Raw genomic sequence first — 23,380 nt, forward strand, 5'->3', positions numbered from 1 at the left:
CAAGGCAGGTAGTCCACAGTAACAATATGTAGTATCGCTCTGGCATCTCCCGGGGGCCAAGAGCGATGAGTGCGACTAAGCAGGCGACATCGAAGGAAGGGTTGCGGACCATCCTTCTCAAGCATGGGCTCGATCTCGATGGAACGATCGGCGGCAGCCTGGTTTGGGAGGTGCCTGTCAAGATCTTCCGCTCCAGCCGGCTGACGGATGTCGAAATCGGGGCTTATTCCTACATTTCTCCCAAGGTCGAGATCCAGCACGCCACGATCGGGCGTTACTGCTCCATCGGCGATAACGTGAACATGCGCGGAAGCGCCCACCCTAAGAATTGGCTCTCCTCCCACCCCTTCCCTTATACGAATCTCTATTCGGCAAGCCGCAAGTATACCCCGCCCCTCACCTTCAGCAGCTATGACAAGCGAACCTGTATCGGGCACGATGTCTGGATCGGCTCGCACGTGATCATTCTTCCCGGTGTGACAATCGGAACCGGGGCGATCATCGGGGCAGGCGCGGTGGTTGCGAAGGACATTCCCGCTTATGCAATTGCCGTCGGCAATCCGGCCAAGGTCGTCAAGTATCGCTTCGACCAGCCTCTCATCGACAGGCTCCTGCAAAGCAAATGGTGGGCTTATGATCTGCCACGGCATCTTGAGCAGAAGCCGGACATTCCGCTCGATGACCCGGAGAAGATGCTGGACTATCTCGAGGGCACCAATGTGGAGGTTCCCCGCATCGCTCCCGAGAGGAAGATCTATTCGCGCAACAAGAACGAAATCAAGATCAGGACTGTCGCAGCGGGGGGAAGCTGATTCCGGGCGAGGCGTTATTGTCATCGCCGAGAATAAGCTCGTCCCTCGGTGAACTCGCAAAAATCTATTTCACGCCGGTCTGACTTCCGGCGCAGTGGTGTCTATCTATGGCATGATCCCCCGGCCGGATCTGCGAGTATATGACCCTGTCTCCCGACGATACCATCACCATCACGCCCGAGATCCTGCTGAAGGCCTATGCCGCGGGGATTTTCCCGATGGCGGAGGACGCCGACGATCCCTCCCTGTTCTGGGTCGAGCCCAGGGAGCGGGGCATCATCCCGCTCGACAGCTTTCACCTGCCCAAACGGCTCGCCCGCACGATCCGGGCCGAGGAATTCACCGTACACGTGGACCGCGATTTCGATGCAGTGATCGCCGGCTGCGCCGCGCCTGGAGCCGACCGTGAGAAGACTTGGATCAACAGCCGCATCCGAGACCTTTACGGCCAATTGTTCGACAAGGGCTTCTGTCACACGGTCGAGGTGTATAGGGATGGGCAGCTCGTCGGCGGACTTTATGGCGTGCGTCTGAGGGGAGCCTTCTTCGGCGAAAGCATGTTTCACCGGGAGCGGGACGCTTCGAAGATTGCGTTGGTCCATCTGGTTGCGCGTCTCAAGCGCGGCGGCTTCAGCCTGCTCGATACGCAGTTCGTGACCTCGCATCTCTCACAGTTCGGAGCGGTCGAGGTGCCCCGCCGCGAATACAAGCAGATGCTGCGCGAGGCTCTTGAGCGGGAGGGCGATTGGAACGTCTGGCCGCGCGGACAGGTGGTGAGCGGCGAGGAAGTGCTCGCCGCTCTCTGAACTCAGCGCATCGAACGATGCGCTATCTGTAGAGTGGAGCATCGGATTAGCCCCAAAAGTGGGTCCACTTTTGGGGCCGATTCTCTAGCGATCGGTATTGACGAGCGGCGCTTCTCTCGTCTGCAGGCGGCGTGCAGGCTGCTGTAACGGCGCGCTCTGGACGGCGGGCGGCGCAGGAGCGCGCTGAGCGCCCTCGGCTGGAGCCATGATGCCGCCGGAACGCGGCGCGGCGGGAGGCGTACGGGCTGCGTCCTGCTCGATGGGCGGAGGCGGCTCGACCACTTCCTTGGGCTCGGCGATCACTTCCGTCCCACCTTTGCAGTCCACGAGCCAGATATCGTAGACCGGGTGCTGGATGCCATGCAGGCCCGGGCTCGCGGCGAAGAGCCAGCCGGAGAAGACCTTTTTGCCCTCGCCCTCGGCGCCAGGCTCCTCCACCTCGACGAAGGAAGTGGTGTCAGGCGTTTCCGTCGGCGGCTTGGTGAAGCACACGCGCGGCGTCATCTGAAGGGCGCCGAACTGCACGGTCTCATCGACCTTCACCTCGAACGAGACGATACGCCCGGTGATCTTGTCGAGCCCCGAGAAGACCGCCGTCGGATTCTTGATTCTGTCCGCCTGGGCGGCCGAGATGCCGCCGACGATCGATGCGAGCACGAAAGCCGCCCGCGTCCACCCGAGTTTCATGATCACTGGTCCACGCTGTCATGGCCCGGCCACGCACGGCCGCTTCCATGTTCTCGCCCCGCGTTAACACGTCAACCGTGTTGGAAAAAGGGCGATGCGTAACAAAGCTTAGCAGCCAGGCGAGTTTCGGATAAAATAACATCGATAAAGGATCTGACTCATGCCCTTCTCTGCTCGCGCCCTACTGGCCGCTTCCTTCCTGCTTACACTGGCTTCCAACGCCGAGAGCGCCGAACTGGCGCGCCGCGCCTTTATGGGAATCGGAATGGCTGCGGTGCCAGAGGCCGTGAGGACCGAGGCCAAGCTGCCGGCGGGCGAAGGCATCATCCTTGAGCGGGTAATTCCCGGTTCCTCCGCGGAAGCAGCAGGACTTCAGGCTCGTGACATCGTACTCAAGCTCGATGGCGAGACGATCCGCTCCACGGGGGACGTATCGGCGGCGATTCGCAAGAAACGGGCCGGAGACAGCCTCAACCTCTCGCTGGTGCGGGCCGGTAAGCCCATGGAACAGAAGGTCGGCCTGATCGGCTTCCCGCCGGAAACCTCGGCCAATCACGAGACGTATTACGAAACGGTCGAGGCTGCAGGTGTCCGCCGCCGCACCATCATCACCAAGCCGAAACAGGATAGCCACAAGCCCGCTGTGCTCTTCGTGGGCGGCATCGGCTGCTACAGCATGGATTACCCGTTCGACCGGGAGACACCCTATCGCCAGCTCATCGAATCCATGAGCCGCGACGGCTTCGTGACCATGCGCGTCGAGAAGAGCGGCATGGGCGACAGCGAGGGCGAAGCCTGCGCCAAAGTGGACATGCAAACCGAGGTCGAGGGCTACGTCGCGGGCCTGAAGGACCTGAAGACGAAGGCCTATGTGAATCCCGAGAAAGTTTTCATCGTCGGCCACAGCATCGGCGGCATCGTCGGCCCGCTGATCGCCGAGCGCGAGCCCGTGCGCGGCATCGCCGCCGCCGCGACCGTGGGCAGCACATGGTTCGAATACGAGCTCATCAACCGCCGCCGCCAGCTCAAGCTGGAGAGCGTGTCACCAGCCAAGATCGGCGCGCAGATGCAACTCAAGCAATGGTGCATGCATCAGTTGCTTATTGAGAAGACGCCCCGCGCGCAGATTCTGGAAAAGCGTCCGGCCTGCGCCGAGGAAATGAAGATCCCCTCCTCCGATGCCTATCTCCAGCAGATCGCCGCCATCGACTTCGCGGATCTGTGGACGCGGCTGAAGCCCGATACCCTGCTGGTCTATGGCAGCGCCGATTTCCTGACGAGCGCGGACGAACACCGTGAGATTCTCGACACCATCAATGCCGCCCGCCCTGGCGCGGCGACCTTCGTGGAGATCGCCGGAATGGATCATTCCTTCTATCGCATGAAGGATCAGGCGGAGAGCTTCGCGATCCGTCGGGATGGCAAGGAGAGCGAGTATAATCCGGAAGCAGGCCGGGTCATCGGCGAGTGGCTGAAAAGCAAGATCAACTAGGACTGCGATTGCATCAGATGGCCCAGAAACCGGATGTATCCAACGCGGCGATCCCTCAGGACCTCACATTCGCTGCGGACCATGTCTTCGCGCCGCTTGGGCTGACTTACTCGAAGATCGAGCTTGAACCGGAAAGCCGTGAATACGGCGCGGCGAGGTTTGAGCTGGGAGGCCTCCCTGCCCGCTTTCGCGTCGCGAAGATTACGCCCACGAAGATCGGCCAGTTCGTCACCTTATGGAAAAGGATCGGCAACGGTCCGATTCAGCCCTTCGACAAAACCGATCCGGTCGAGGTGGTTGTAATTCACTGCCGCGCGGACAGACTGTCCGGGCAATTTGTATTGCCGAAAACGGTTCTCTGCCAACGAGACATCTTCTCAAGCAATGGCAAAGGCGGGAAACGCGCCATCCGCGTTTATCCGCCATGGGATAAGCCGGAGAGTCGGCAGGCTGCGCGAAGCCAGGCCTGGCAGCTCGAATACTTCCTGGAAACTTCCTATGATCGGCCAGTGGATCAGGTCAGGGCGCGAATTCTCTATGGCCTCGGCTGAGTTCTGATCTGCCCGCCGGGTCAACCACTTGAGCGTGAGGACGCCAGAACCTTACTCGGCCGGCGTCCAGGGCACGTAATCGCCCGTGGCGGCCGGGCGCTGGCCGGTCGCGAGCTGGGATCCCTGCGGACGATAGGCGTTGGGTGTGCCGGTCATGTTGGGCACGTAGGGCTTTTCCCAAGAGTACGGCTGGTAGTTTTCCTCGCTCGGGGGGACGTCGCCGTTATGGCACAGCCATGCGCGCCAGCCGGGAGGAACCCGCGAGGCATCTATATTGCCATTATAGACCACCCAGCGGCGCTCAGCGCCCACATTCGAGTCGATGGCCTGGGCCTGGGTGTAGCGGTAATACGTGTTACCGAACTCGTCCTGGCCGACGAACTGTCCCTTGCGCCAAGTGAAGAATCGCGTGCCAAGGGTCTGTCCGTTCCACCAGGTAAAGAACTGAGCCAAAAAGGTTTTCATCGCTACCGCCGAAGGGGTTCTTGAATTTGTGCGGAATATGGCTTCCCCCCGTCGCGAAGTCCAGCTTTTCCAACCTTGAACCCGCAACTGATTCTCCGCCGATTCTACTTGGGCGATTCTGAGGCGATTTTCCCGGATTCACTGGATTTTGGCTTCCGAGCGGACTTTTTTAGCCGACATGGTTTCCCTATGGGAAATTGATGCGCCGGCACAACATTTAGCGCCTCTTATGGGGTGCAAAAACGCAAAACTGAGCCGGCCAAACTTGGCCATTCGGAAAGTGCGATTTGGATTCTGAAAGGAGTCTCTGAGGCTTAGCCACTTTTCCACATTGTTAACAATTGCCCACTACATATAGTTGGAACAGAAACGTTCGGCACAAGTTCTTGACGTAAGGCTCACATCACGACTAGCTTGCCGGGGATCCGATCTGAGACCGGCGACCGACCCGAAAGGGAGGTCGAAATCTCCCCTAAGTGAGCGTTCAAGAGCCCGCGGCGAGTTGTTTGCCGCGTGAGCTGTGGCGTCTCCAAGGAGACCGTAACTCGGGCGTGGTGCGTGTAGCGATCCGCAAAACGGGTCGTTGGGGTATCGAAAAATTTTTGGGGCTTACCGCTGCAGGCGCGGCTTGCGGCGCTGGAGACTTTTGTCTCCACACTTAGGATAAAGACCGATGCGGATTGAGCGGCGCTATACGAAACTTGGCCAGGATCCCTATTCCTCCCTCTCCTTCCGGCTCGCGACGAGCGAGATCCGCAATCCGGACGGATCGATCGTCTTCAAGCTCGAGAACATCGAGGTGCCGGAGACCTGGAGCCAGGTGGCGTCCGACGTTCTCGCACAGAAGTACTTCCGCAAGGCCGGCGTTCCGGCTCACCTGAAGAAGGTCGAAGAGAACGACGTCCCCTCCTGGCTGTGGCGCTCGGTTCCCGACGAGGCAAAGCTCGCCAAGCTGCCGGAAGACAGCCGTACCGGTTCCGAGATCTCCTCCAAGCAGGTGTTCAACCGCCTCGCCGGCTGCTGGACCTATTGGGGCTGGAAGGGCGGCTACTTCACATCGGAAGAAGATGCCCGCGCTTTCTATGACGAGCTGTGCTTCATGCTCGCCAACCAGATGGTCGCGCCGAACTCGCCGCAATGGTTCAACACCGGCCTGCACTGGGCCTACGGCATCGATGGCCCCGGCCAGGGCCACTATTATGTGGACTACAAGACCGGCAAGCTGACCAAGTCCAAGTCTTCCTACGAGCATCCGCAGCCGCATGCCTGCTTCATCCAGGGCGTCGAGGACGATCTGGTGAATGAAGGCGGCATCATGGACCTGTGGGTCCGCGAGGCGCGCCTCTTCAAATACGGCTCGGGCACCGGCTCGAACTTCTCCAACCTGCGTGGTGAGGGCGAGAAGCTTTCCGGCGGCGGACGCTCAAGCGGCCTTATGTCCTTCCTCAAGATCGGCGACCGTGCTGCGGGCGCGATCAAGTCGGGCGGCACCACCCGCCGCGCGGCGAAGATGGTCGTGGTCGATGTCGATCACCCGGATATCGAGAGCTACATCGACTGGAAGGTGAAGGAGGAGCAGAAGGTTGCTGCCCTCGTCACCGGCTCCAAGCTCGGCAACAAGCACCTCAAGGCCATCATGAAGGCCTGCGTGAACTGCGAGGCTGAAGGCGATGCCTGCTTCGATCCGGAGAAGAACCCGGCTCTGAAGAAGGAAATCAAGATGGCGCGCCGGGTCATGATCCCGGACAACTACATCAAGCGCGTCATCCAGTTCGCCAAGCAGGGCTACACCGACATCGAATTCCCGATCTACGACACGGACTGGGATTCGGAAGCCTACCTCACGGTCTCCGGCCAGAACTCCAACAACTCCGTCTCACTGACGGACGAATTCCTGCGTGCCGTCGAGAACGATTCCGATTGGCAGCTCAAGGCCCGCAAGGACGGCAAGGTTCTCAAGACCCTGAAGGCCCGCGACCTGTGGGAGCAGATCGGCCACGCCGCCTGGGCGTCCGCCGATCCCGGCCTGCACTACAACACCACCATGAACGATTGGCACACCAGCCCCGCCGGTGGCCGCATCCGGGCGTCGAACCCCTGCTCGGAATACATGTTCCTGGACGACACGGCCTGCAACCTGGCCTCCGCCAACCTGCTGCAGTTCTTCGACCGCGCCGCGCACAAGTTCGACGCCGACTCGTTCGAGCATGCCTGCCGTCTATGGACGGTGGTGCTCGAAATCTCGGTGATGATGGCGCAGTTCCCGTCCAAGGAAATCGCGCAGCTCTCCTACGAGTACCGCACGCTGGGCCTCGGCTATGCCAATATCGGCGGCCTGCTCATGACCATGGGCCTGTCCTATGACAGCGACGCGGGCCGTGCGCTTGGCGGCGCTCTCACCGCCATCATGACCGGCGTGTCCTATGCCACCTCCGCCGAGATGGCGGGCGAGCTTGGGCCGTTCCCGAACTACAAGGCCAACGCCAAGTCCATGCTGCGCGTGATCCGCAATCACCGCCGCGCGGCGCATGGCGAGGCTCAAGGGTACGAGGGTCTCTCGGTCAACCCGGTTCCGCTCGATCACGCCTCCTGCCCCGACCAGAGCCTCGTCGCCCATGCGAAGCAGGCCTGGGACCTCGCGCTCCAACTCGGCGAGAAGAACGGCTACCGCAACGCCCAGTCCACCGTGATCGCGCCCACCGGCACCATCGGCCTCGTGATGGATTGCGACACCACCGGCATCGAGCCCGACTTCGCTCTCGTGAAGTTCAAGAAGCTCGCAGGCGGCGGCTATTTCAAGATCATCAACCGCGCCGTGCCGGATGCCTTGCGCACCTTGGGCTACCGCGAATCCGAGATCGCTGAGATCGAGGCTTACGCTGTCGGCCACGGCTCCATGAAGCAGGCTCCCGCCATCAACCCGGGCGCGCTTAGCTCGAAGGGCTTCACGGATGAGAAGATCGAGGCTGTCGAGAAGGGCTTGAAGTCGGCCTTCGACATCAAGTTCGTCTTCAACCGCTGGACGCTCGGCGACGACTTCCTGACCGGCACGCTCAAAGTCCCGGCGGAAAAGCTCAACGATCCGTCCTTCGACATCCTCTCCTTCCTCGGCTTCTCGAAGGCCGATGTGGAAGCAGCCAACATCCACATCTGCGGCGCGATGACCCTCGAGGGAGCACCCCATCTTAAGAATGAGCACTACGCCGTGTTCGATTGCGCCAACCCGTGCGGCAAGATCGGCAAGCGCTATCTCTCGGTGGAAAGCCACATCCGCATGATGGCGGCGGCGCAGCCCTTCATCTCGGGCGCGATCTCCAAGACCATCAACATGCCCAACGACGCCACCGTCGAGGATTGCAAGAGCGCCTACATGCTCTCCTGGAAGCTGGCGCTGAAGGCGAACGCCCTCTACCGCGACGGCTCCAAGCTCTCGCAGCCGCTGAACTCCGCGCTCATCGCCGATGAGGAAGAGGATTCCGAGGATGCGGTGGAAGCGCTCACCGCCATGCCAACTGCGGCGAAAGCAGCCCACGTTTCGGAGAAGATCGTCGAGAAGATCGTCGAGCGCGTGGTCGCGATGCGCGACCGCGAGAAGATGCCCGACCGTCGCAAGGGCTACACCCAGAAGGCCGTCGTCGGTGGCCATAAAGTTTACTTGCGTACCGGCGAATACGACGATGGCCGTCTCGGCGAGATCTTCATCGACATGCACAAGGAAGGCGCCGCCTTCCGTGCGATGATGAACAACTTCGCCATCGCGATCTCGCTCGGCCTGCAATACGGCGTGCCGCTGGAGGAATATGTGGAGGCCTTCACCTTCACGCGCTTCGAGCCGGCAGGCTTCGTGCAGGGCAACGAGCGCATCAAGAGCGCGACGTCGATCCTCGACTACGTGTTCCGTGAGCTCGCGGTGTCCTACCTCGCCCGCAACGACCTCGCCCATGTGGACCCGTCGGAACTCGGCCCCACCACCATCGGCACGGGCGAAGCCCAGTCGAAGGCCCCGGAAGCCGCGCCCGCCACGACAATCGTCTCCCGCGGCTTCACCCGCGGCAACGTGGACCGCCTCATGCTCATCCCCGGCGGGGCCGCCAGCGGCGGAGGCATTGTTCAACGTCCGAATACGGTCGGCGCGAACGCTCTCAAGAGCGAGCTCGCCCAACCCGCGGCGCAGGAAGTGACGGTCGGCGAAGCCGAAATGTCCAAGCTCGCCTTCACCGCCCCCGCAGTCCCCTCCATCGCGGACAAGCGCGCCGAGGCCAAGATGAAGGGCTATGTGGGCGAATCCTGCCCCGAATGCGCGAACTTCACGCTGGTGCGAAACGGGACCTGCTTGAAGTGCGATACTTGCGGATCGACCACTGGCTGCTCGTAAGCCAACAGTATCTAAAGCTTCTGAGGACGCTCGCAAAGGATGGCCATAATCACCCCATAGCGCGCCTCGAATAAAGCCAAAGCCCGCCTCACCCAATGAGGCGGGCTTTTCTACAACGGATCCTTCAGAGTTCTGCCCTCCCCCTCGAGAGTTGCGTCGATAACCTCATAGGCGTCGAGCTGCTCAGTTTCTCCCAGATGAAGCGGTAACACCTGAGCAAGTTGCGCCAGGAATTTCCTGAAGTTCGACGCGAATATGAATAAGATGCACCACTTCTCCGACGATACGCCGAAGCAAAACCCGTGGACTGAAGATAGGCTTGGATACCGGCCCTTTGCGCAGCGCCTTGCGAAAGTCATCATTGGCCATCAGGCGAGCAATGGCTACGTAATCGGACTTCAGGGAGCTTGGGGCAGCGGCAAATCCACGGCGCTCAACTTCGTCCAGGCGTTCATTGAGAAGCACAATCAGGAGCTCCAAGAACCGAACACCGCGCTCAGGATCATCGATTTTCGTCCTTGGATCGTGTCCGGCCATCAGGATCTCATTGGTGCGTTCTTCAAGGTTCTGACGGAAGGCCTCACGGGGCCACCGGGCCGTTGGGCCAAGCTCAAGAAGCCCTTCCTTCGCTTCTTTAAGAACGCCTCGGACCCGCTTCTGACCGCAGCCGCGACGGTCGGCGTGACCGTGGATCCGAGTGGGGGCACGGCGTCGAAGGCTGCCGTCGCCATCGCGAAAAAGTCTCTCAGCAGCGCGATAGACCGTTGGCTTGCGGAGCCGTCCCTCCAAGCAGCCTATGAGCAACTGCGAACCTCCTTGGCACAGAAGGACAAGCGCTTCCTGGTGATTATCGACGACATCGACCGCCTCGATCAGCCGGAAATCCGGTCAATCATGCAGATGGTCAAGACGGTCGGCCGCCTTCCTAATGTGACCTATCTCCTCGCCTACGACCGGACGATCGTATGGCAAGCCCTCGACGGGATATCTTCCCAGGAGAGGTCAGAGCCCGCCTTCGCCGAGAAGATCGTGCAGCACGAGTTGGAATTGCCCCGCCCGTCCAAGCAGGCCCTGCTGTCGATCCTCGATGCGGAACTCGCCTTCATGCTCGGCCTGATTCCGAACACGACGCGGTGGCAGTATTTGGTGCAAAACGGTATCGCGCGCTGGATCCGGTATCCCCGAGACGTTTCCCGCCTCGCTAACGCGGTCAAGTTCTCGTGGCCCGCTTTGGAAGGTGAGATCGACCCGCAGGATCTTCTCGGCATGGAAGGGCTACGCCTGTTTGACAACCAGGCATTCGAATGGGTCCGCCAGAACAGAGACTTCTTGTTTTCCGAGGGGCGCTTTGTCCTGGCGCAGGATAAGGCAAAGAATAAGGTGGGAGAGGACCTGCGCAACTCGCTTCCGCCTGAGACGCGCGACCAGATTGTCGATGTCCTCTGCACCCTGTTCCCCACACGCGCGGAAATCATCCGTGGCCGAGATGCCTATGGTGAGCACGAGAACTACTTTGAGATCGTCAACAGGGGCGGTATCGCGCACCAGACTGGATATGATGCGTATTTCAGCCTGTTTCCATCGCCGGATGCCGTTCCGAAATCGGTTATCGATACGATGATTGCGAGGATGGACGACGAGGAGTTCCTGGTTTCCACCTTCTTGGGATACATCGGCAAGGGCAGCAATCATCAGAGGCCGCTCATCGGCTCCCTGCTGGAGGAAATTCGGTACCGGTTCTTAGGCCGTGACGCAGCAGAGCCAACCCAGGAGATGCTCGACGCGCTGTTGCGAGTCGGCGAGGACGTCTTACGGATCGACTGGAGCGGCGGCATGCTGATGCTGTCTCCCAGAGCAAACTTCTCTTTCCTGGTGCAAAGCATCCTGGAAGCCTGGGGGCCGGAAAAGGCGACGGCGAATCTGCTTGAAGCCTTTAACAGGGCGGCCTCCGTGACCGTCTGTGCGGAGATCTTCGTCGACCGCGCCCGCGAGCTCGGGAAGCTGCCGGCCGAGGGAACGACACACGCCGTGCGCATCAGCGAGGATGGATTCAAGGAGCTCGGGGAAAAGCTCTTGGAAATGATTGAGGGCGCTGCTGGGTCAGGAGCGTTGAGCAACGCGCCGTTCTACTGGAACATCGTCCGGGCTTGGGGCCATCTCAGCGGCCCAGAGAAACCGCGCGAATGGATCAAAGCAGGCATCGCGTCAGATCCGGCTTGTCTCGCAAAGCTCACAAAGGGCCTCCTTGCCTATTCAGTCTCCGAGACAGGTCGGCACTATTCTATGCACGAACGACCAGATGAGGCGCTTTACGATCTGTCAGACCTGAAAAGCGCCAGCGAGGCCCACCTCGCGGCAGCAGCTTATTCGGGATCCGAAGATGAATTAAGGCGCGTCCAGGCCGTATTGAAGGGAGCGGAGCGCTTCCTCGCCCGACCGGAGATGAAGGCTGATGACGATGCTATGTTCGATGACTAAGCGCCGCTCCGGCAACGACAGCTCTCCATGGCTGCTTGCAACTCGTCCATGACGGATTGAGATCCACGTTCCAAGGCGTGCTTGTGGGCAGCCTGCAGTGCGGAGCAGAGCTTCGGGTCGGCCATTTCCATGGCCGCATCAAGCATAAGGCCTGTGAACTCACCTAAAGTCAGGACCTCGATCAGAGCCGGAATGACACGGGGATCCTTCCGCCGGCACATGCCCATCATCGCTTCGGCCCTCGTACCCTCATCAGGATCGGTGAGCCTCTGGTAGAGGGCCTCGCGGATAGCGGAGGTGTCTGTATCGATCTGCTGGGCCAGGCTGAAAGTGGCCCAGTCTCTCACGATCGGTTCCGGATCTCCCGAGAGCTCTATCAGCCCTTCGATGGCTTCTGGGACGTCATGTCCCTCAAGCGCATGCCGTACGCCCCGCCGGACCTCGGTGTCGGGGTGGCTGCGGAGAGGCAAGACCAGTGGAATGACTCGCGGATCATGCAGCCATCCCAGAGCATAGCAGATGTCACTCAGGACCTTCGGGTCTGACGGACCGGTCAACTCAGCTTCAAGCAAAGCTGCCAGACAGGCGTACCGTTCGTTCCTGAAGACGTTGCGCCGGTCTTCAGAGGTGTAGCCGAATTGGCCTAGTACGATCGCGCCGACGCGCTTGTCCCGTGCGGATTCGCGGCGACATAGTTCGATGCAGACATCCAAGCTCTTCTGATCCGCGCGGGCCTGAAGCTCGAGGATAGCGTCGAGAGCCGGATCAGCATCGTCAGGGTAGTCGAGGTCTATTCTCTTGGCTGCGTAACGGACGAGCTCATTCGCATCGAGTCCGGCAAGCTGGGATTTGGCGAGGTGTCCATGCGTCATGGATAGAGTGCAGTGAGCGTGAGATATAAAGATATTAATTCCAGGTCGAGCCGCAATTGTAAATAGAAGCGACAGGCACAAAAATTAACGTTCGGGATCTCTCAAATCCACGGCGACTTCCCCTACGGCATCTTGTCAGGATCCAGCTTTCTGGAGACGATACACGCAAAAGTCGTGGAAGAGAGAAGTGTCTTGCCGTTCAGATTTCGTAAGTCCGTTCGCGTATTCCCTGGTGTCCGCCTGAACTTGAGCAAGTCGGGCATGAGCGTCAGCGTAGGTGGCCCTGGAGCAACGCTCAATTTCGGCTCACGCGGGAGCTCCGTAACCATAGGCCTTCCTGGAACCGGTCTTTCTTACCGACACCAGTTGTCTTCCAAGCCCCGCCCGCGGCCCGATAGCCCACCAGAGGCCTCTGTTCCCCAGCCCAGCTTCAACCCGATACCATTGGACATCGCCGAAGACTTGCCCCTTATCGGCGAGATCCGAAGCGCTGAAGTCGCCGCGCTGACCAGCCCGGATTTGGCAGGCCTCAAACGGCTCATCAATGAGGCCTCAGCGCAAAAGGCTGCTCTCACTCCCGATTTCGAGGCTGCACTGGCTAGTCGGCGGAAAGCCTGGCGAAAATTGCGGCGACGCGAGCAGTTCCCGCTACGACTGATCCTGAAGAAGGCGATCCCGAAGGCGCAAGCTGCCTTCAAGGAGGCGGAGAACGAAGCGATCAAGGTCGCCGAGGCCTTAGCCGTCAGTCAGATTCGGGTGACATTCGATATGGATGCTGAGACGCTCGCAGCGCAGTTTGCGCTCGAATCCGCCCACGTATCACTCTCCCGCTCACATCGCATATGGGATGTCACCTCGTCCGTCGGGGTTGATCGGGTGAGAGAGCGCTCGGCGGCGTCGACAGCCGTCACCCGCCGGCCCGTTCAATTGACTTCGGTGATGGATGGAATTGTAGCGGGCTCCCAAAAAGGCTTGCGCTTTCAGAACGCGAATGGCGGTGATCTGGATATTTTTCCTGGCTTCATGCTCATGCGTGCGAAGGGAGAAACAGACTATGCCCTCGTTGATCTGAGGGAGCTCCGGTTAGACGTCGAGCCAATTGCCTTCATCGAAAGCGAGAGCGTGCCTGGCGATAGCCAAATTACGGGGTACGCTTGGGCCAAGTCAAATCGCGACGGATCTCCAGACCGCCGCTTTAAAGATAACTACCAAATCCCGATCGTGCGGTATGGAGAACTCCGGTTCTCAACGCCGACTGGCATTGCCGAGGCCTATCAGGTCAGCAATTGCGAAGCAGCTCTCGCGTTCGGTGCAGCCTTCCAGAGGCTGCAAGCCGAGTTACGTCGTCAGGCAGCGCGCCCTCTCCCGGCCCCACGGGAGCAAACCGAGATGAGTTCGGAAATAGACGACATATCCGCGAGCCTTCCAGCACTCCCTTTGGTCGGCGGAGCGCACGAGGTCACTGCGCTTGCTATTGCTGCTATCTGTGCACCGTTTCTGCTAATGGGGGGCGAGACAGACCGACCTGAGGCAAAAGCGAACTTAACCGCTTCAGAGAGTCTGCCCGTTGCTTCGTCCGTTCAACAGGGGAACCCTGTCACGCCGGCTCAACTGCCAGCGCAAGCACCATCGGTAACGCCTATGGCGCCTGGCTCTCCGGCTGACGGCCCCGTCATTGCCCAGCCGACTCCAGCAGGCTTACAGCAACAGCAATTCGCGACGGTTCAGGCCGCGAATGTTCGCACAGGTCCGGATCGCTCGACGACTTCCGTACGTGTTGTTCCAGTCGGAACACGTCTGAAAGTATTCGAGCGACAAGGCGCTTGGGCCCGAGTCGGTGACGCGCAACCCTGGGGCTGGATCCATTCCAGTCTTCTGAGACAAGCGCCCTGATACTTGCGTCCTTATTTCTGGAGCACGCCTTTCATCAGGACAGTCCGAGCATTCAGTTAACCTCAAGCTTCCCAGAGACTTTCGATATATGTTGTAGACAACAATTCATTTTAATTCACATCGACAACCTTTAATAATGGCGACAAATAACACAGCCCTATCTAAGAGCATTTGGAAGGATCAGATGTCTGCTGAAGACCATGACGACGGTTATACAACGAGCAGCTTTGACGCCCAGTTTGAAGCCGTCATGGCTCGTCATAGAAGGCAGAGGAACCTTGCACTAGCCAGCATTATCCTCGCTAGCGTGGTAGGAGCCACACTCGGTTATCTGATGAAAAACTCAGGCTTTTAAGCTGAGGCCAGATTGTTCTGATCCGCTCTCCTCGAGTTAACCTGTTAGCGATCAGCAGGTGTGTAACATCGATCTCAAGAACCTTAGGGTTCATAAACTAAGGGCCTGGAGATCGAAGAGTGCAGGAGCAGGCAGACCTTTTTTTAGGAGATCAAGGCTCCGAGGCGATCCGTGTCCAGCCACCGGGGGATACATCTCATAACGAAGGGCGTAAGGCCCTGCGCCTCAAGGCTGCCGATTTTGAAGCCGCAGCGCAAATTCTTGCGGCAACGGGCGAGTACCGAATACTCCGCAGATTGAAGCCACGGCCGATCGCCTCTCCACGTCTCCTCAATGAGAACGAACGAATTGGCGTCATCGTCGATACCGAGACAACAGGCCTGGACCACACCAAAGATGAAATCATCGAACTGGGCATGGTCGCATTCGTCTACGACGACAAGGGCCGTGTCGGCGATATCATCGGCACCTTCAGTAAACTACGGGAACCGTCGGTTCCTATCAGCCCTGAAATCACCCGGATCACGGGCATCACCGCCGAGATGGTGGCTGGCCAGTCACTGACCTACGCCATGATCCAGAAGGCCGATACGGTTGGCACGTTCCAGATCGAGAGTCGCGCCCAGATGGCGATGCTGCCGCGCATGAAGCCGAAGACTTTTTACGACATCGTCATCCAGGTCGCGATCGTCCGTCCCGGTCCGATCCAGGGCGATATGGTGCATCCCTATCTGCGCCGCCGCGAAGGACGAGAGGCACCAGAATATCCACGGCCCGAACTCGAGCGCGTTCTGAAGAAGACGCTCGGCGTGCCGCTCTTCCAGGAGCAGGCCATGCGCGTGGCGATCGAGTGCGCAGGCTTCACGCCATCGGAAGCCGATCAGCTCCGGCGCGCCATGGCGACGTTCAAACTGACGGCCGGCGTATCCAAGTTCCGCGACAAGCTGATTTCCGGCATGACCGCGCGCGGCTACGATGCCGACTTTGCCGAGCGCACCTTCAAGCAGCTCGAGGGCTTCGGCTCTTATGGCTTCCCGGAGAGCCACGCCGCGAGCTTCGCCAAGATCGCCTATGCCTCGTCCTGGCTGAAATGCCACCATCCGGATGTGTTCTGCTGCGCCATTCTGAACGCGCAACCCATGGGCTTTTATGCGCCCGCCCAATTGGTGCGGGATGCCCAGGCTCACGGCATCGAGGTACGCCCCGTCGACGTCAACCACTCGCGCTGGGACTGTACTCTGGAGCCAACCCAGAATCCGCAACGGTTTGCTGTCCGGCTCGGTCTCAGGATGGTGCATGGCCTTTCCAATACGGATGCCGCCATGATCCCGATTGCCCGGGTGGAGCAGCCCTAGACCTCCATTGAAGATCTCCAGCGGCGTGCCGGGCTTCCGGCATCGACGCTTAAACGTCTCGCTGAGAGCGACGCCTTCGGATCTCTCCGTGACGATCGCCGGAAGGCGCTCTGGACCATCGAAGGCTTGGCGGACGAAGTCCTGCCGCTGTTTGCGGCCGCAAACGAACAGAATCATGCCATTCGGCCCGAGATCATCGAGCCTTCTGTGGATCTCGTGCCCATGACGGAGGGGCGCGAGGTCGTGGAAGATTATCGTTCCATCGGCTTGTCGCTGCGCCGGCATCCCGTGTCCTTCCTGCGCCAGGAGCTGACCGAGCGCCGGATCCGATCCTGCGCCGATCTTCAGCGCGTCCGGGACGGACAATGGGTGACGGCAGCGGGCCTGGTCCTCGTGCGTCAGAAACCTGGCTCGGCCAAGGGCGTGACCTTTATGACCATCGAGGACGAGACCGACGTCGCCAATCTCGTGATCTGGTCAGCGGTCTTCGAGAAGCATCGCCGGCTGATTCTGTCCTCCCGCATGATCGGCTGCCGTGGACAGCTTCAACGCGAGGGCGGCGTCACTCACCTGATCGCCGAGCATTTTCTCGACCTGTCCGATCTCTTGCGCTCGGTCGCCGATCGCGACAGCGACCTTCGTCTGCGCAGCGGACGTGGAGACGAAGCAAAGACCGGGACATGGGACTGGGTTCGCAGCGGTCCCCGCGAAGCCACTCAACAGCTAAAGGCGAAGGCCGAACCCGATGAGGCTGTCATTAAGGTGACCGCGCGGAATTTTCGTTGATGGAGACCATTCGGCTGTCACGCCTGGCGCTTGGAGGCGCCAGACTGGGCCACCGAGACCGGGAGCGACAATCCAATGGCTCTCCCCTCGCTCCGAGCATCTCACCCTGCGGGAACCGCCAATATGAGCTGTGGAGCCGAAGCTTTATCTGAGGTATAGGGATAACCTTTAATAAGATCGCTTTCTTTGGTGCCTAATTGAACGTTGTTCGATGAAACGCGAAGATCTCACGCCTGCAGTCCAAGAGCGGCTTAAGCGCTATCCTGAGCCTTATACCCGTCACTACGGCGTTGTGCCTCTGCCCCCGCCTGACAGCTTTATTCCTCAGGGCGAAACGGGTCGCCGGCATTACCAAGCCGTGGAAGCGATCGCCAGGCTCGATGGGCTCGCCGCCGAAAGGCATGACCCGTACATCATCAGCCGTGTTCTCGCACGCCAGGAGGCGATCAGCAGTTCCGCGATCGAAGGAATCCGGAGCACGCTCGACGAATTGCTCCTAGCGGGCGAGATGACCGACGAGGAAGCTCGAGGTACTGCGGCGCAGGTGCGTGACTACGCCGGTGCCTTAGATACCGTTCTGCCGCGCGCCCAAACGACAGGTCCCGACGTATTCACCATCGATCTCGTGCTGGATCTTCACCGGGCTGTAGTGCAACGTGTTCCCGGCTATCGCGATACACCAGGATGCCTGAGAGACGCTGTCGTTTGGATCGGATCGGGCAGAGATATCACTTACTCGACCTACAATCCGACGCCTCCCGAGGATGTCGCGCCATGTCTTGCGGAGACTTTGTCCTACATGCGGAGCGGCGGATCCCACGTTGCGGATCAACCGCTCCTGGTGCGCATGGCAATCGCGCACGCCCATTTCGAGGCGGTGCATCCCTTCCGCGACGGCAACGGCAGGGTCGGACGACTTCTTCTGTCGCTGATGATGGCGGCCGAGGGTCATGTCCCCCTCTACCTTTCCGCGTATATCGAAGCGCATAGGCATGATTACTACGAGGCCTTGAAGGCAGCGCAGCAACGCCTCGACTGGTCGGCAATGGTTCGTTTTATGGCGGATGCCGTCATTGGCACGGCCAACGAATTGATGGTTACACGCAAGGCCCTGCTGGAACTTGAGGCGACCTGGAGACGCAGACGTCAGTTTCGGGCTGGGTCGGCTGCGGCTCGTGCGCTCCAAGTGCTGCCGCATTTTCCCATGCTGACAGTGAACCGTCTTGCCCGCCTGCTTGGCATCTCGTTTCCAGCCGCCTCGAATGGCATCGAGCAACTCATCGACGCGAAGATCCTGCTAGAAAGGACAGGTTATCAGAGGAATCGGATTTTTGCTGCGCCGGAAGCCTTGCTGATTGTAAACCGACCTTTCGGTGAGGCTCCTTTGGTGTCCGATGGCTGATCTATGAGGCTACCGGAGATAGACCAGGTCGATCCAGCCTCAGAGGATCCCTGCTGAGTGAATGTCCGCATTATTCAAGTTAGCTGACATCAGACTCATGTCGTCTTAGTGCGAAAACGGGACCTTCCCGGATGTGAAACACATAGCTGGATCGAATACCACACGTTGCTTTAAGAGCAGAGCTCGCCGGTCGAACAACTAACGCATCGTCTCTGGGAGCAGATGCCTCCATTGGGGTGAGCAAGCAAAATTTCGAGTGTCGAGTCTATCTCGATCTCAAGCACCGCCCACTGCGCAGCAACATACCCAATCCTTCGGAGAGAAGCTGCGCAGATGAGTAGCTTGCGGCCAAGTAATGGGCCTTTCGCCATTAGACTTGGCTCGTGATCCGAACAATCTCGCCCATAAGACGATCCAAATCCTGCCGAAAATCGACCTGCTGCGGAGACGGCAGTGACTCTTTTGACCTGATCTGCTCGTGCAGTATCCCGTCAGCGATATTACGAAGTGATCCTTGCAAATGCTGCATCGACTTCTTGAAAGATTGGGAGCCGCTATAGTTGGAAGCAACCTGCGTGAAGGACGTCATTCCAAACACAGGCGGAACATGGTCTGTGATCGCTCGGATCAGCATCGCCGTTGCAAAATAGCAGTCGCTGGAGTGAGCGACGTTGAGTTCGTTGCAAAGCCGAGCCAGCTTCGCAAAATCCCATCCACCACCTTTTAGCGCCTCAATCTCAGCTATCCGCAAAGGGGATACGTACGGAGCGTGGTGAGGAATAGATCCTGATAGTGGGATTGGGGTCGGAGCCAGCCTTTCACTCCTTTCTTTCCGCTTGATGTGACGGGCAGCTGCACGGATCTGCTGCTCGATATCACCAACATCATTCATTCTGGCTGCGTCTGCGATCGCAAAGCTAAAGTCATTCAGAGGGCCAAGATGCTCTTTCATGATGGCGGTAGCCTCAACGACCAAGGCTGAGACCCGGCGCTCATCATCAGGCCGAACAAATCGCGGCCCTCCTAGAGACTGGAAGAACTTAGGCTCCAGGTTTGCAATTTCAGTCGCGATTGCCAGCAAATCTTCCGTATCACTCACTTCCGGCTCCTGGCCCAGTCCCGCCATTTCTGAGCATATAGATAGCACTTATGCGCCAAGCCCCCAGTCGGGTACTCGACCTGTAGCGTTTTACTCTTCCGCCAGGTCTCGTAGTGCAGAGCGAATTCGTGGGCGGAGCGCATTTATGAATGCGTTTGTACGCTCCTGAAGCCAAGCGATCGCCCGGGCCCGGTCCTCAGGGTCTTCAAGGTCTTGTACGCTGTATACCTGCTCAACTACTGGTCGTTCGCGGTCGAAATCAATCGTTACCTCGCGGCCGAGCTCATCCGCCAGCTCATCTGCGTGCGCAGCCAATGCTTTCGAGGCTCGTTCCCCCACCGAGTTTCGGTTGGAGGACAGGAAGATGCCGACGCGATTAGCGCGCATATCGCGGTAGACCGTCAGCCAGCTCGACCCCCCTGGTGCTCCAAATTTGAAGACTATGTGTCCGCCTAGCGAGGCCGGGGGGCGCATCTGGTCTGGGTCGTCAAGATGGAGACCGGCTAGAAAGTCCTTCCAGAACCCTTGCCGAATTGCATTCCGCCGCTCGCGGCCAGCGCGCTTCTCCGGCGTCTCGAGCAAGCTAGGGCTGGTTTCTTCCTCCTCCTCTCCTTCTGCCAGAACGAAACCCTCGGGAACCTCGATGACGCTCCTGACCAATGTCTGCGTCTTCGCAAGCACGCGAGGCACAACGATGCGGGCGCCATCCGCAAGCTGGTAAACGGGCAATTCGACGAGGCCGAGAGTGAAGTGCAAACCAGAATGGCCCTGAAGATATTCGGCGATTGTCTCCACTCCAACACGGATACCATCACCTACGATTAGAAGCAGGAACCGTCCGCGCCTCAGGTTGAGGGTAAGCGCATCATTGAAACCGATCTCGTCCACTTCGTGACCAGCCGCACGCACAAGGTCGAGCAGCACATTTCCGTCGACGCCATTCCGCCGCCCGGCTTCCCGCTGGAGGTCAGACGAAGTCCAGCGTGCCAACTCCTTAGCATAGTCAAGGATCTGTCCGACGACCTCCCGCCTACCTTCTGGATTGCGCCACAGCTTACATTCTACGAGAACAGGCAAACCAGTCGGCGTGATCATAAAATTATCAATTGGGCCAGCCGGCGTTGAAAGCTCACGGCAGACCGGCACAGGATTAGCGAACAGGGGATCGATTTCTGCGATGGGAAGGCAGGAAGGGAACCGGTGGACAAGATCTTGGACTTCCCCTTCCGTCATACCATGGCCGCCGACGCCAAGCTCGAGCAGGCTCGCGGCGGCGACGCTCTTTCTGTCGCTGGATATGATCAGTGGTGTCGAATGCTGTCTTGCCATCGCAGTGCCCCAGTTCGACCGATATGAAGGCGAAACTGGGTGGAGTGCAAGCTCACTCGTGGCGATATCCGAACTTAAGAGACACCTAGGACGCTTACACTCTCAGATTTCACTGCAGGTACCTAACTGCCCTTTAAGTTGGCCACGTAGAAGTTCGCCAGCCCCGTGACTGCGGAAGTTCTACCTCCCTCCGCTTCATTTCGGCGATTACATTCGGGATCAATCTCAGTGCTCGTGTATTTTCAATCAGGCACAGGAATGCGAGTTTGCAGATGTTTTCCACTTGGTTGCGGCTGAGCGTCGAGGCCACAATGCTTGGGCTTGAGGCTCAGAGCGTTGTATGGACGCGCATGTCACAAATAGCGCTTGGGCGGGGATCGGCAGCAGAGAACCTTCGGATGGTGACGGAGAAGATGGCCGCCTTGAACGAAGCCACTATGACGATAGCGACCGGCGGAACGGCGCATAAAGTGGTGAAAGGCTATCGACGCAGGGTTCGCGCCAATATCATGCGTCTGAAGCGTTAGAGCTCGATTCATTGCAACCTTCCCTTCACCCCCTTGTGCCATGGCCCATAGTAAGGGACTGGATCTGATAATGCCTGGACGCTCCACCCTAGCCGACACGTCGCTTCAATGCTGGTGAGCAGGCCCCGTGTCTGCGCCTGATCGCTATCCCCGCACACCAGATGGTCGTTACTTCGTCGTCAAGGGACGGCTCTGGCGCATGAGCAATCCCGCCCTGGATCCGGCTGCAAAACAGAGTCGCATCAATGAGTTGATGGCTGCGCGCTGCGCCGTCCGTGACGCCAAAGGCGAACCGGAGGCTACACGAGCAGCGCGGATGCGGGTCCAGGCCGCGAAGATCGCTCTTGGCGAACGAGGGCCCGTGTGGTGGGACGACGAAGCGCCAGACTACAATCGGCATATGTGTAGTAGTCGGCATTTGATCAGACAGTTGGCGTCAGAGAGTGATCGGGTCGAGCCTGTCCGAGAGGATCAGGCTGCAATCATTTTCTCCTTCGCGAGCGGCACGGCATCCAGAAAGGTTTGCATCGGCGTTTTGCCGAAGCACCACCGCCCCTGGTGCGTCCGTTCCTCATTATAACTCCGTACCCAGGCATCGAGATCGTTCTGCAGTTCGGCAATTGAGCCGTAGATCTTCTTGCGGAATGCTACACGGTAGAACTCGTCCAGCACCGTCTTGTGAAAGCGCTCAACGATGCCATTCGTCTGCGGGCTTTTCGTCTTGGTCCTGGAATGATCCACATCCTCGACCGCCAGATAAAGCTCGTATTCATGGTGCTCGGGGTTGCCACAATACTCGGTGCCGCGATCAGTGAGCACGCGACACAGCTTCACCTCGTAGGCATCAAAGAAGGGCAGGACCCGATCGTTGATGAGGTCAGCGGCCGTGATCGGTGTCTTGCGATCATAGAGCTTGGCGAACGCTACCTTGGTGTACGTGTCGAGGAAGGTCTGCTGGTAGATGCGTCCGACCCCTTTCATGTTGCCGACGTAGAAGGTGTCCTGGCCGCCGCAATAACCGGGGCATTCGCTCTCGAACTCGCCATGCGCCTCCTTCTCGGTCTTGGCCTTCTCCAGGGCAGCTAACTGGCTCTCGGTCAGGATCAGGCCCTCCTGCGCGACCTTCGCCTCGAGCGCCTTGAGCCGCTTCTTCATGGTCTCGAGATCATGCCGCTGCCAGACCCCGCGTACGCCGGCGGGTGAGATCGAGTGGCCGCGCTTGCGCACATCGTTCGCGATGCGGATCTGGCCGAAAGCCGGCAACTCCAAGGACAGATCGACGATGACGGCCTCCACCTCGGCTGGCGTGCGGTTGGCCAGGAGCGGCTTGCGCCGGGTCAGTTCCTGCAGGGCCATCTCGCCGCCGGTCTCGTAGAGCTCCTTGAAGCGGTAGAAGCTGTCGCGCGAGTAGCCCATCATGTGGCAGGCCTGGCTGACATTGCCAAGCTGCTTGGCCAGTTCCAGCAGGCCGACCTTGGCCCGGATGATCTTCTGCTCGTTGGTCATGACGGTGTTCCTTGTGAACGCCGAGGCCGGGCGCTGCGCACCCCGTCCACTCCGCGCCCAGCCTCGGCTCATGCCTCAGCCAATCGACACCGTCTGTCAGATTAAGTTCCAACTACTTCAGCATATGGTCATGAACACACCCTACGCGGAGTGGTTCTCGACGCTATCAGAGCCGGAAGCTCAAAATTCCGATGGCCGTGAAACAGACTAAGGAACCTTAGCCCTGCCGGCCCGTCCGACGCCCCAATCGATACAATGAGCTTCACCCCAACAGAGGACGCGAGGGAGATTGATGCGTTCTCCCCCGGCCCGTGAAGCTGTCAGCTCGCATTCAGCACGGTCCATCCGCAACTGGGTATGTCATCCCCTCTGACACATGTCAGCGCGCCGGAGCGACCCTCCACCCACACATTCCTTGCTGCCGGCAGGATCGTACAGTGCTTCTGGGCAGTTTCCGATTTGACCTGTGCCGTCCAGGCGCTGTTGTTGCCGCGCAACTCATTCAAGCGGCTGGCCGTGGCCTCTGCCGAGCAAAGGACGTGAAGGCTCTGCAGCGTAACGCGCTCCGGCTGAGCAACTGCGGGAGTGGC

At 59.4% G+C, this 23,380-nt stretch carries 15 protein-coding genes and 2 pseudogenes; 11 read left to right on the forward strand and 6 right to left on the reverse strand.

Annotated elements, in window-relative coordinates:
* The first annotated feature begins 65 nt into the window (after positions 1–65).
* Entirely contained in the window at positions 66–812 is a 747-nt protein-coding gene (locus AB4Y85_RS16065) for a CatB-related O-acetyltransferase (protein ID WP_441985926.1), read from the forward strand.
* A gap of 140 nt (positions 813–952) precedes the next feature.
* A complete protein-coding gene (gene aat / locus AB4Y85_RS16070) occupies positions 953–1,618 on the forward strand; it encodes a leucyl/phenylalanyl-tRNA--protein transferase (RefSeq protein WP_441985927.1) in 666 nt (221 codons plus the stop codon).
* Between the two features lie 84 nt (positions 1,619–1,702).
* Here aat and AB4Y85_RS16075 read toward each other — a convergent pair whose 3' ends face one another.
* Complete coding sequence (locus tag AB4Y85_RS16075; protein WP_441985928.1) at positions 1,703–2,305, reverse strand: DUF2155 domain-containing protein; 603 nt, start codon at positions 2,303–2,305, stop codon at positions 1,703–1,705.
* A gap of 160 nt (positions 2,306–2,465) precedes the next feature.
* Here AB4Y85_RS16075 and AB4Y85_RS16080 point away from each other — a divergent pair, with 160 nt between their 5' ends.
* Together AB4Y85_RS16080 and AB4Y85_RS16085 are read left to right on the forward strand one after the other, a co-directional pair.
* Positions 2,466–3,797: an alpha/beta hydrolase family protein gene (locus tag AB4Y85_RS16080; RefSeq protein ID WP_441985929.1), complete on the forward strand. Its 1,332-nt coding sequence runs from the start codon at positions 2,466–2,468 to the stop codon at positions 3,795–3,797.
* Positions 3,773–4,348, forward strand: a complete 576-nt coding sequence (locus AB4Y85_RS16085; RefSeq protein WP_441985930.1) for a MepB family protein — start codon at positions 3,773–3,775, stop codon at positions 4,346–4,348. Before AB4Y85_RS16080 ends, AB4Y85_RS16085 begins: the two co-directional genes overlap by 25 nt.
* Before the next feature lie 51 nt (positions 4,349–4,399).
* Here AB4Y85_RS16085 and AB4Y85_RS16090 read toward each other — a convergent pair whose 3' ends face one another.
* Complete coding sequence (locus tag AB4Y85_RS16090; RefSeq protein WP_441985931.1) at positions 4,400–4,813, reverse strand: NADH:ubiquinone oxidoreductase subunit NDUFA12; 414 nt, start codon at positions 4,811–4,813, stop codon at positions 4,400–4,402.
* Positions 4,814–5,486: 673 nt separating this feature from the next.
* Between AB4Y85_RS16090 and AB4Y85_RS16095 the strand changes: the two genes are divergently transcribed.
* Both AB4Y85_RS16095 and AB4Y85_RS16100 read left to right on the forward strand, forming a co-directional pair.
* A complete protein-coding gene (locus AB4Y85_RS16095; RefSeq protein WP_441985932.1) occupies positions 5,487–9,188 on the forward strand; it encodes a vitamin B12-dependent ribonucleotide reductase in 3,702 nt (1,233 codons plus the stop codon).
* A 255-nt stretch (positions 9,189–9,443) separates the two neighbouring features.
* Entirely contained in the window at positions 9,444–11,666 is a 2,223-nt protein-coding gene (locus AB4Y85_RS16100; RefSeq protein WP_441985933.1) for a KAP family P-loop NTPase fold protein, read from the forward strand.
* Here the strand turns inward: AB4Y85_RS16100 and AB4Y85_RS16105 are convergent.
* Positions 11,663–12,538 (reverse strand): HEAT repeat domain-containing protein, encoded by an 876-nt coding sequence (locus AB4Y85_RS16105; RefSeq protein WP_441985934.1) that lies wholly within the window; start codon positions 12,536–12,538, stop codon positions 11,663–11,665. The two genes, AB4Y85_RS16100 and AB4Y85_RS16105, sit on opposite strands and share 4 nt — an antisense overlap.
* A 174-nt stretch (positions 12,539–12,712) precedes the next feature.
* Between AB4Y85_RS16105 and AB4Y85_RS16110 the strand changes: the two are divergent.
* From AB4Y85_RS16110 to AB4Y85_RS16125, 4 genes and pseudogenes are all read left to right on the forward strand, one after another.
* A pseudogene (locus AB4Y85_RS16110) lies at positions 12,713–12,886 on the forward strand (DUF4236 domain-containing protein); the annotation flags it as partial.
* A 96-nt stretch (positions 12,887–12,982) separates the two neighbouring features.
* Positions 12,983–14,431 (forward strand): SH3 domain-containing protein, encoded by a 1,449-nt coding sequence (locus AB4Y85_RS16115; protein ID WP_441985988.1) that lies wholly within the window; start codon positions 12,983–12,985, stop codon positions 14,429–14,431.
* Between the two features lie 474 nt (positions 14,432–14,905).
* Positions 14,906–16,927, forward strand: a pseudogene (locus AB4Y85_RS16120) (helix-hairpin-helix domain-containing protein).
* Positions 16,928–17,285: 358 nt separating this feature from the next.
* Entirely contained in the window at positions 17,286–18,329 is a 1,044-nt protein-coding gene (locus AB4Y85_RS16125) for a Fic family protein (RefSeq protein WP_441985935.1), read from the forward strand.
* A 370-nt stretch (positions 18,330–18,699) separates the two neighbouring features.
* On the opposite strand, the gene AB4Y85_RS16130 is transcribed toward AB4Y85_RS16125, so the two are convergent.
* A complete protein-coding gene (locus AB4Y85_RS16130) occupies positions 18,700–19,428 on the reverse strand; it encodes a hypothetical protein (RefSeq protein WP_441985936.1) in 729 nt (242 codons plus the stop codon).
* 90 nt (positions 19,429–19,518) lie between these two features.
* A complete protein-coding gene (locus tag AB4Y85_RS16135) occupies positions 19,519–20,757 on the reverse strand; it encodes a hypothetical protein (protein WP_441985937.1) in 1,239 nt (412 codons plus the stop codon).
* Positions 20,758–21,107: 350 nt separating this feature from the next.
* On the opposite strand from AB4Y85_RS16135, the gene AB4Y85_RS16140 reads away from it, so the two are divergent.
* Positions 21,108–21,284, forward strand: coding sequence for a hypothetical protein (locus tag AB4Y85_RS16140; protein ID WP_441985938.1), 177 nt, complete (start codon positions 21,108–21,110; stop codon positions 21,282–21,284).
* Between the two features lie 471 nt (positions 21,285–21,755).
* On the opposite strand, the gene AB4Y85_RS16145 is transcribed toward AB4Y85_RS16140, so the two are convergent.
* Positions 21,756–22,790, reverse strand: coding sequence for an IS481 family transposase (locus AB4Y85_RS16145; RefSeq protein WP_441985939.1), 1,035 nt, complete (start codon positions 22,788–22,790; stop codon positions 21,756–21,758).
* Positions 22,791–23,380 lie beyond the last annotated feature (590 nt).

This window comes from Microvirga sp. 2YAF29 (assembly GCF_052114605.1).
Classification (GTDB): Bacteria; Pseudomonadota; Alphaproteobacteria; order Rhizobiales; family Beijerinckiaceae; genus Microvirga.